Annotated in this window: 7 protein-coding genes and 1 riboswitch; of the genes, 3 read left to right on the forward strand and 4 right to left on the reverse strand. The window is 71.2% G+C overall.

Annotated features, from left to right (window positions below):
* Positions 1-90 precede the first annotated feature (90 nt).
* Complete coding sequence (locus AB0I49_RS30890; protein ID WP_030880048.1) at positions 91-585, forward strand: helix-turn-helix transcriptional regulator; 495 nt, start codon at positions 91-93, stop codon at positions 583-585.
* 616 nt (positions 586-1,201) lie between these two features.
* On the opposite strand, the gene AB0I49_RS30895 is transcribed toward AB0I49_RS30890, so the two are convergent.
* From AB0I49_RS30895 to AB0I49_RS30910, 4 genes are all read right to left on the reverse strand, one after another.
* Positions 1,202-1,789 (reverse strand): YIP1 family protein, encoded by a 588-nt coding sequence (locus tag AB0I49_RS30895; RefSeq protein WP_363230431.1) that lies wholly within the window; start codon positions 1,787-1,789, stop codon positions 1,202-1,204.
* Between the two features lie 13 nt (positions 1,790-1,802).
* Entirely contained in the window at positions 1,803-2,579 is a 777-nt protein-coding gene (locus tag AB0I49_RS30900; protein WP_363230432.1) for a L,D-transpeptidase family protein, read from the reverse strand.
* A gap of 173 nt (positions 2,580-2,752) precedes the next feature.
* Positions 2,753-4,216, reverse strand: a complete 1,464-nt coding sequence (locus AB0I49_RS30905; protein WP_363230444.1) for an APC family permease — start codon at positions 4,214-4,216, stop codon at positions 2,753-2,755.
* A 5-nt stretch (positions 4,217-4,221) separates the two neighbouring features.
* Positions 4,222-6,957, reverse strand: a complete 2,736-nt coding sequence (locus AB0I49_RS30910) for a sugar-binding domain-containing protein (protein ID WP_363230433.1) — start codon at positions 6,955-6,957, stop codon at positions 4,222-4,224.
* Between the two features lie 191 nt (positions 6,958-7,148).
* Here AB0I49_RS30910 and AB0I49_RS30915 point away from each other — a divergent pair, with 191 nt between their 5' ends.
* Positions 7,149-8,381 (forward strand): FAD-dependent monooxygenase, encoded by a 1,233-nt coding sequence (locus tag AB0I49_RS30915; protein WP_363230435.1) that lies wholly within the window; start codon positions 7,149-7,151, stop codon positions 8,379-8,381.
* Positions 8,382-8,463: 82 nt separating this feature from the next.
* A riboswitch (cobalamin riboswitch) is annotated at positions 8,464-8,691 on the forward strand.
* On the forward strand, positions 8,689-9,867 hold the full coding sequence (locus AB0I49_RS30920) for a HoxN/HupN/NixA family nickel/cobalt transporter (protein ID WP_363230436.1): 1,179 nt from the start codon (positions 8,689-8,691) through the stop codon (positions 9,865-9,867). Its footprint overlaps the riboswitch before it by 3 nt.
* The last annotated feature ends 109 nt before the right edge of the window (positions 9,868-9,976 follow it).

Below are 9,976 nucleotides of genomic sequence, written 5' to 3' on the forward strand. Positions count from 1 at the left end.
CGTTACCTCCATGGCAAGATGCTCTCCACGGCGGTTGCGGGCTTAACTGCCCGTGAGACGTCGTGCGACACATTCCGAAGGATGGAGCACATGGCAGTCGGGGGCGACAGATCGGCGGGGGCCGGTGAGAGCCCGCTCGCGGAACGGCTCAACTACCTGTTCGCGAGCATGCACCCGCCGGGAGCCCCCTATACCAACGGACACGTGGCGGACCGGATCAGCACCGGGACGGACGAGTACGGCGGGGTCAGCGTGACGGAGCAGTATCTGTCGATGCTGCGCAACGGCCGGCGCGCCAACCCCAGCCCCGATCTGCTGCGGGCGCTCGCCAAGTTCTTCGGAGTGCCGGTCGGTTACCTGTTAGGCGATCTGTCGCCGTCTCAGGCCGAGCGGGTGGAGGAGGAGGTCCGCTTCCTCGCCGCCATGCGGGATCAGCGCGTACGCGCCATCGCCCTGCGTTCGGTGGGTCTGCCGCCGGAGGTGCAGGACAGCCTGACGACGATCATCGGCCAGTTCAGACGGCAGATGAACCTTCCGGCGGACCCGCCCGAGACGGGAGCCGAGGAACCGCGAGGCGAGAGCTGAGCGGACCGGGCTCCGCGATCCGGCGCGGATCGGTGGAGACGAGGTGGCCCTGGACGGGGGTCAAGGCCGCCTGCGACACAGGCTGGTGCCGGGTCCGTGCGAATGCGTACGGACCCGGTGCCGCCCGTGCGATCCGTCGGTTTCAGGTCGAGGACGCCGCGGTCGGCATGCGGGCCGTGACCCAGGACGCGGAAACGGTGCTGACAGCCGCGCTGGCCTGTCGCGGACCGGACCGGTTCACGTGACCGGAATGTGGGGTTCCAAAGCTATGGCCAGTCGGGACGCCTCGCGCCGGGGCGCGGGAACCGCCGCGGTCCGGGAGCGCCGCAGGCTCGTACGGGGTCCGGTGCGGCGTCTGCGGCACGTGCGGAGCGACTGCCCGAAGCTCGAGAACGGCTGCCCGAACTCGTTCCGGACGGGGGCCGCTCCGCCCTGAAGTGGCGTTCCACGATCCGCGCCCGTGGCCTGATTTCGCTCCCTGCTCGCTGGTAATCAGTCAGCCGAACAGGTTTTTGATGCATGACCCATCCTTGATGAGGTACAAAGGTTCCTGTGCCCGCCCGGTGTGCATCCCCCGTCGCACCGGGCGGGCCTTCCTCTTCTCCCCTGCGCGCCCTCAGTTCCCCGGCGGGAACTTGAGCAGAGCGCCGGCGGCCAGCATCTGGATGCTCACCGAGGCGAGCGCCTTGTGGGTCGGCAGATGGTGCTGACCGCGGATCAGCAGGGCGGCCAGCGCGTAGCCGAACAGCCAGGTCATGCCGGCCACGGCGCGTACCGCGAGGGAGTGGGCCGGGAGCCAGGCGTGGAGCGCCAGGCGGGGCAGGTCCGTGGTCCAGAACAGCACGACGAACAGCGTGACCGTGGGACCGAGCCGGCCGTTGCCGCCCAGATGCCGGGCGATGCTGTGGGTGACGACGCCCAGCACCAGGCTGGCGAACAGGACCCCCGCCTCCACGGTGGCCAGCGACCCCAGCGCGAGCCGGGGGTTGCCGTCCCACTGCTGGCGGAACGAGCCCTTGGTGACGGTGCCGAGCGCGCCGCAGACCAGGCAGAGCAGGATCGCCGCGCCCCACACGGTTCGGTCGCGGGCCTCGTCCAGGATCTCGACGGGGCGGTACCAGAGGCCGGGTATCAGCCGGTGCCAGTACAGCCTGCGGCGTTTCGTGGGGGGCGCGGGCGGAGGCGGGGCGGTGGTCGCAGGCATGGTTGCCGTTCTATCACCGGTGATTTCGAGCCGACGCCGGGCCCATCACGACGACCGGTTCGAGCTTCGGGTCGAGGGTGCGCAGCAAGGTCCGCATCACATTCGGCTTCAGGCTCACACAGCCCTGGGTGGGCCCGTCGTGGTCGACGTGCAGCCACACGCCGCCGCCCTTCTTCGCGCCGAGCGGCCGCCGCGGATCGAGCGGTGAGGTGCCGGGCACCCGGTTGTAGTCGATCCCGATGACGTAGTCGAAGGCCCCGGCGAGGGGTTCACCCTCCACGCCGCTGCCGGAGGCGATGAAGGACCCGTTGTGGTCGTAGGGGAGCTTCGCGTCCGGGAAGGCGAGCTTGCCGCCCGCGCCGGTGAGGGTGAACACGCCCTCGGGGGAGCGGAGGTCGCCGTAGTGGTGGTCGGGCGTCCAGCCGTGCGCGGCGTTGTGCGCCGGCCAGCTCGGGCCCGGCCGCCAGATCCTCGATCCCTCGTCGCGGGTGTAGAGGACCGCGGTCGAGTCGGAGGAGTCGGCGCCCTTGCCGGTGACCACCAGAACTTGGCGGGATCCCGCTGGTATTCGCTTGCGCGTGGCGTCGTCGAGACCCGGAATGCGGCCGTCCTCGGTCGGCTTCGGCGCGGGCGGCGCCGCCGCCGGAGCCGCGGGCGTGGTCGTCGCGGGGGCGGTCGCCGGGGGCGAGTCCGCCTTGACCTCGTGGCCCGAGGCCGCCCAACTCCACAGCCCCGCGGCGGCGATGGCCGCGGTCGCCGTCGAGAGGACGACCTTGCCGCGCCGCGTCACGCGTATACGTTCGTTATCGTTCAATTCCGGTCCACCAGGTAGGGATATACGGATCTTTCGCACCCTACCCGGACGTGCGGATTCCGCTGACCTGTGTGACGCGTGTGGCTGGAATGCGGCCGAAGGCCCCCGCAGGGCAGGGGCCTTCGGTCCCCGGGGTCCCGCCTCGCGGGTCAGGCGTCCGCCGGCGCCTGGTCCTCGGTATCCGGATCCGCGCCGTGCAGATACTCCTCGCTGATCTCGCGCGGACCGAACGGCCACACCTTCTCGTACCGCGACCACAGCAGGAACGCCACACAGCCCGCCGCGACCCAGGCCAGCGACCATTCGATGGGGTGCCTGCCGGGCGAGTTCCGGTCCGCGTAGCCGTAGATCACCAGCCAGCCGACGAGCGCGACGAAGCTCGGCACCGGGTACAGCCACATCCTGTACGGCCGCCGCAGCCCCGGCTGCCGGCGGCGCAGCACGGTGACGGCGGCGACCTGCGCCAGCGCCTGCACGATCACCATGACGGTGGTCAGCAGCTGGATGATGGTCGCCAGGTCCGTATGCCTGCCGATCATGAAGCCGACGGCCGTCACGACGCCCATGGTCAGCAGGGACAGCACCGGGAAGCGGTGGCGCGGGTGCAGCTTCCCGTACGGGCGGAAGAACACCTTGTCGCGCGCGGCGTCGTACGGCACCCGCGAACCGCCCAGCAGCCCCGCGAAGACGGAGGCGACGGCCGTGATGAGGATCAGCACCGTCACGGCGTCGGCCGCGCCCTTGCCCCACGCCTTCTCCAGCACCGCCGAGGCCACGGAGGAGGACGCCGTGCTGTCCGGGTCGAGCATGTCCTTCCAGTGGATGACGCCGAGCGTGCCGATCTGGAGCAGCAGATAGATCGTCATGATGCCGAGGATCGAGTAGATGATGGCGCGCGGCAGCGTGCGGCCGGGCCGCTTGATCTCGGCGCCCATGTACGCGGCCGTGTTGTAGCCGAGGTAGTCGTAGATGCCGATGGTCAGCCCCGCCGCGAAGCCGATCCAGAAGTGGTCGGTGGTCAGCTCGAAGGCGTGCGCCGGGTAGGTGAACGCCTGCTCCGGGCTGAAGTGGGTGAAGGCGGCCAGGATGACGAGCACCACCGAGGCGATCATCACGGTCCACATGACGACCGAGAGCTTCGCGATGTTCTCCACCCGGCGCCACAGCATCGCGAGGATGACGGCGATCGCCGCCAGCCCGACCAGGTCGCCCTGGCCCTGGCTCATGCCCGGCCACAGATAGCCCAGGTACTGCACGAACCCGATCACCCCGGTGGACATCGCCAGCGGGATGAAGAGCATCGCCGTCCACACGAAGAGGAACGGCATCAGCTTGCCCGTGCGGTACTGGAACGCCTGCCGCAGATAGACGTAGCTGCCGCCCGCGCCCGGCAGCGACGCGCCCAGCTCGGCCCAGATCAGCCCGTCCGCGAGGGCGAGGACCGCGCCCGCGATGAACCCGATCACGGCCTGCGGCCCGCCGAAGGCCGCGACCATCAGGGGGATCGTCACGAAGGGCCCGATGCCGCACATCTGGCTCATATTGATCGCGGTGGCCTGGAACAGGCCGATGCGCCGTACGAATCCGACGCGCTCGTCCATGAGGTCCGGCATGTGCATCAGCCCTTTCTCGTGCGTAGCACGCTCCGCGCTGTGCTCTGTGGGGTGTTCCAGCCGGACACCCGCACCGAGGGCGCCGAGCCGTGCAGATCCGCGGTGCGATAGCGCGCGGTGACCGTCACCGACTCGCCGGGCCACAGGCTGACCTGGTTGTCCGTCCACCGCACAGGTAGCACCGGTCGGCCCGCCGCGTCCACGACATGGACGTCCGTCATCAGCGCGGGCACGGAACCACCGCCCGTGCGGCGCAAGGTCACGGCCGTCGTGGACATGCCGTCGGGCCCCTGGACCGTACGGGATGTCGAGACCACCCGCGCCCGGCCCATGGAGGCGAGCCCCTTGAGGTCGGCGTAGCTCGTGGTCGGCGTGTAATACCACTCGGTGCGGTCCCAGTCGAGGACGTCCGGCTTCGTGGAGAGCCAGTACACGTTGCGGCTGACCTCCCTGCCCCGCGCGTCGGCCAACTGGAGCTTGACGAGATAGGTCCCCTCGATCCCCGGCACCCGCGCCGGGAGCTTCAGCGCGGTGGCCTTGCCGCCGTCGCCGGGCGCGGTCACGGCGGCCTGTCGCGTCAGTTTCCGCCGCCCGTCGGGGGTGTAGAGGCTCACGCGCGCCGTGAGCCCTCTCGCGGCGGCGTGGCGCTGGTTGACCACGACCACCGACCGGTCGTCGTAGGAGTACTGGATGTGCAGCGGCTCCCCGGCCTTCTTCGCGCCGAAGTAGGCGCCGCCCTGGTCCAGATAGCGGTCGAAGAGCTGCCAGTGCAGCGACGTCCAGCCGCTGTTGAGCAGCCAGTAGATGAGACCGGTCGACGGTTTGGTCCGGTCGCTCGCGTTGCGCCCGTACGCCTCGAACTCGGCCCGTACCGCCTCGTATTGGGCGAGCTGCGCCTTGCGGACGTAGTCGCCCTGGCCCCTCGGCGGGCCGTAGCGGCCGGCGAGCGCGTTCCCGTACAGCTTGAGGTCGCCGAACGTGTGCGACGGCGAGCGGTGGTACTGCCGCGCGGACGGGTCCTTCCAGAGCGTGCGCAGTTCGGCGGGGGAGAGCATCCGCTTGAGGGTGTCGAGGGTGGGGATGGACGGCCCGGCGCTCGTCTCGGAGTTGAAGCCGGTGGCGCCGCCCTCGCGCTTGGCGTACCAGTAGCTTGGCGGGACCCAGTCGTAGGGGCCGGTCATCTTCATGCCGGACGCGCCCAGGACGGGCGAGGGCCGCTTGGAGGCGGAGGAGACGACGGGGTTGGGCCAGTCCGCCGCCTTCAGGGCGTCGAGGTAGTCCCGCTCGGTGCGCGCGCCGGGCGCGAAGTCGGAGCCGATGAGGAAGGAGATCACGCTGGGGTGGCCGCGGAGCCGGGCGGCCTCGGCGGCCATGGACGCCTTGGCGACGGGGTGGTCGGCCTCGGTCCACTTCTCGCCCGGCTCGTCGCCGTTGTTGTCGCCTTCCCACTTGTCGCAGCACTCCCAGCCGGGGAGCACGAGGATGCCCATCCGGTCGGTGAGTCCGAAGAATTCGTCCGGCTCGATATGGCCTTCCAGTCGTACGGTGTTGAGGCCGAGGTCGCGTACGTACTCCAGCCGGTCCGCCGTATAGCGGCGGTCCCAGCGCAGGAAGATGTCGGAGAGCCAGCCGCCGCCCTTGATGAGCAGCGGCCGCCCGTTGACGGAGTACTGGCGCGCCCCCGCCGAGTTGATCGGGGCCTTGACGTCGCGGATGCCGAACTCCTCGTGCGCGGTGTCGGAGGCCCTGCCGTCCACGCTGACGGTGAGGTCGAGCCCGTAGAGCGGCTGACCGCCCATCCCGGCGGGCCACCACACCTTCGGATGGGCCAGCCGCAGCCCGGGGGCGTCGGCGGGGCCGAAGGAGATCGCCTTGCTCTCGTGCGCGGCCAGTGTCACGCGCTTGCCGAACCGGACCGGTCCGATGTCGCCGGACACGGTTGCGGTCACCGGGGCGGCCGTCTCATTGCGGGCGGCGGCCTTGACGGTGAGGGCGGCGGAGCCCATGGCGGGCAGCGCGAGATCGGTCGTCACATGCGCGTCGCGCAGCGCGACGGGCCCGCCCCGGCGCACCAGGACGTCGCGGACCAGGCCCATGTTCGCGTCGGGCGGCGGCTGCTGCCAGTCGACCCAGCCCATCGTCAGGTGCTTGTCGGGATCGTTGGGACGGACCTTCAGGGCAACGGAGTTGACGCCCTTTCGGATCAGCGGGGTGACCTCGAGTTCATGCCGGGTGTACGCGCCGGCGACCTGGTCCGCGCCCGCGACGCGCTTGCCGTTCACGTAGACGTCGGCGGCCGAGAGCACGCCGCTGAAGTCGAGATACGTGCGTGCCGAGGCGTCGGCGGAGTTCTCGACGGTAAAGTCCGAGCGGTACCACCAGGGGACGGAGAAGTCCTTCTTGGGGATCTTCTTCATGTTGGTGGAGTAGAAGGGGTCGTCCTTGTACGTGCCGTCGGCGAGCAGCGCGGCGAGGACGGTGGAGCGGGCGGCCGCCGGATGCCAGCCCCTGGTGTCGTAACCGGGGGTGGAGACGGACTCGGGGCTGTCGGGGACCTCGGCCGAGGACTGGATCGCGTATCCCGAGAGCGGGGTCGCGGACCCCGGGGCTGGTGCGGCCCGCGTGACGGGGGAGCGCGGCGGGGCGGCGGGGCGCGGCTCCGGGGCGGTGGCGTACGCCGGGAGGGCGAGGCTCAGCAGCAGGCCGGTGACGGCGAATGGCGCGACGGGGCGGAGGGACACGGTGGGTACCTCTCGGACGGCTGTGGCGGCATGTCGGCACGGTGGCGCGGGTGGGGCGATGCGCCTTTCGTCACTGGAAGTTAAGAAACCTTCCTATTGGGTGGGGCAGGACGCTAAGGACTCGTACGGTTCATGTCAATGATCTGAGCGGAGTCCGGACGGACGAGCGGACGAGCGGATGAGGGGAAGCTGTGCGCGGAGGACGAGTGGCCGTCGTGGGCGGCAGCATCGCCGGTTGTGCCGCGGCGCTGGCCGCCGTACGGGCCGGGGCCGCGGAGGTCGCGGTGTACGAGCGGGCCGCCCAGCGGCTCCAGGACCGGGGCGTGGGGCTCGCCGTCCACCAGGACCGGTATGCCGAACTGGAAGCGGCCGGATACGTCGATGCCGGCATGCCCTGGGTGCGGCTCACCCGGCGCGTCTGGCTGATCGGCGGCACGGACGCGCGCGGCGGCCGGGAGATCGGGGTGCTGCCCTTCCCCTTCCGCTCCTACAACTGGGGTTCCCTGTGGCGGGAGTTGCGGGCCCGCGTCCCCGAGCGGGTCGCCTACCACTCGGGCGCCGTCGTCGAATCCGTGACCCCGGACGCCGACCGCGGTGCGGGGCCGCGCGGCGCCGTGCTGCGGTTCGCGGACGGCGCCGAGGAGCGGTTCGACCTCGTGATCGGCGCGGACGGCTACCGCTCGGTCGTACGGGCCGCGATGTACCCCGACGTCGCGCCCCGGTACGCCGGGTACCTCGCCTGGCGCGGCTCGCTGCCCGCCGAGCGGCTGCCGGGCCCCCGCGAGGCGTGGGCCGAACAGGACGCCGCCAGCGTCGCGTTCCCCGAGGGCCACATGATCGTCTACCGCATTCCGGGCCCGTACGGCCGCGGAACCTCCGTCAACTGGGTGTTCTACGCGGTGCCCCCGGACGTACCGGGCCTGCGGCTCGACGACCCGACCGTGCCGCCGCCGCGCACCGTCGCGGCCGAATTGATAGCGCATCAGCAGAAGCTGGTGGCTCGTCACTTCCCGCCCTACTGGCGGGAGGTCATCGAGCGCACCCGCCCGCAGGACACCCTCGTACAGCCCATCTTCGACCTCGCCGTGCCGCACTTAGCCAAGGGCCGGCTCGTCCTCCTCGGCGACTCCGCCGCCATCGCCCGCCCGCACACCGGCGGCGGCGCGGTCAAGGCGCTCCAGGACGCCACGGTGCTGGAGCGCGCCCTGCGCTCCGCCGAGGACTGCGACGCGGGGCTGGCCGCGTACGACGCCGAACGCGCGCCGATCGGCCGCGCGGTGCTGGAGCTCGGGCGGCGGCTCGGCCGGGCCCAGGTGCTGTCCGTACCCGACTGGGCGGCCATGGACCAGCGGTCCACCGAGGAGTGGTGGCGCGCGGCCTCGGAGGGCGAGCGGGGGTTCGGCGGCCACGCCCTCGGAGGGTGAGCGGGGCCCGGCGCGTACGTACAGGAGAAGCGGAGCGGTGTCTATCACATTGGTGCACCACTGGTCAGAGCCGCCGAAACCGTTAAAGTAGCCGGGCCGTGGTGTTCGGGAAGACCGGTGAGGGGCCCCTGTGGCCCTATTCCGGAGCGGCCCTCGCCACTGTGATCGGGGGGTCCTCAGCCCATTCCGTACACGCTCCGGCGGCCGTACGGAGCCACTGGCCGCAGCCTGCGGCCGGGAAGGCTCGGGAGGAGGACAGCGCGAGCTGAACCCGTAAGCCAGGAGACCGGCCACGGCATCTCACGAAATGATCCACGAGGTGCTGGAGCGTGACATACGGATGGCCCTGCCCACCGACACCCCCACTGGTTCCCCCGCCGATCCGCCCATCGGCGCCCCCGCCCCCTTGGCCGCGCCCGCGTTCCGCTGGCAGCGGCAGGACACCCTGCGCACCGCCGGCCTGCTGGCCGTCATAGCCGCGCTGCACGTCGTCGCCTTCGGCGTGCTCTTCCTGCTCGTCGTCCCCAGCCACTACACGGTCGGCTCGCAGGTCTTCGGCGTCGGCCTCGGCATCACCGCCTACACCCTCGGCATGCGGCACGCCTTCGACGCCGACCACATCGCCGCCATCGACAACACCACCCGCAAGCTGATGGCCGACGGCAAGCGCCCGGTCTCCGTGGGCTTCTGGTTCGCCCTCGGCCACTCCAGCGTCGTGGTCGCCATGGCCGCGCTCGTCGCGGGCGGCGCCCACCTGGCCGGCACGCTGATCAACGAGGACTCCACGGCCCACCAGACGCTCGGCGTCGTCGGCACGACCGTCTCCGGAACCTTCCTCTACCTCATCGCCGCGCTCAACCTGGTGGCCCTCGCGGGCATCTGGAAGGTCTTCCGCTCCATGCGGGCGGGCCGCTTCGACGAGGCCGAACTGGAGGAGCACCTGGACTCGCGCGGGTTCATGAACCGGGTGCTCGGCCGGTTCACCCGCTCCATCACCCGCCCCGGCCAGATGTATCCGCTCGGCTTCCTCTTCGGCCTCGGCTTCGACACCGCGACCGAGGTCACGCTGATGGTGATGGCGGGCAGCGGCGCCGCGGCCGGGCTGCCCTGGTACGCCATCATGTGCCTGCCGCTGCTCTTCGCCGCCGGGATGAGCCTCTTCGACACGCTCGACGGCACGTTCATGAACTTCGCCTACCAGTGGGCGTTCTCCAACCCGGTCCGCAAGGTCTACTACAACCTCACCATCACCGGCCTGTCGATCGCCGTCGCCTTCCTCATCGGGACGATCGAGCTGGTGAGCGTCCTGCGCGAGAAGCTGGCCATGGACGACGCGGTCACCGGCTGGATCTCCGGCCTCGACCTCGACAACGTCGGCTTCGTCATCGTCGGGCTCTTCGTGGCGGTGTGGGCGGCGGCGCTCGCGTACTGGCGGTTCGGCAAGGTCGAACAGCGCTGGGCGGCCCGTACGGCGCCGGAGGGCTGACCCGGCCGGCCGGACGTACGACGGGGCGGGCGGGGGCGGCGCGCGGCCCCCCCCCCCCCCCCCGCGCCGGCCCGCGCGCCCGCGGGGGGGGCGCCCCGGGGGGGGGCCG

The organism is Streptomyces sp. NPDC050617, assembly GCF_040654795.1.
Lineage (GTDB): Bacteria > Actinomycetota > Actinomycetes > Streptomycetales > Streptomycetaceae > Streptomyces.

What these genes read in the sequence shown, in the direction of transcription:
- AB0I49_RS30890 (WP_030880048.1), top strand. Translation starts at nt 91, where the DNA reads ATGGCAGTCGGGGGCGACAGATCGGCGGGGGCCGGTGAGAGCCCGCTC.
- AB0I49_RS30905 (WP_363230444.1), bottom strand. Translation starts at nt 4,216, where the DNA reads ATGCCGGACCTCATGGACGAGCGCGTCGGATTCGTACGGCGCATCGGC.
- AB0I49_RS30895 (WP_363230431.1), bottom strand. Translation starts at nt 1,789, where the DNA reads ATGCCTGCGACCACCGCCCCGCCTCCGCCCGCGCCCCCCACGAAACGC.
- AB0I49_RS30920 (WP_363230436.1), top strand. Translation starts at nt 8,689, where the DNA reads ATGATCCACGAGGTGCTGGAGCGTGACATACGGATGGCCCTGCCCACC.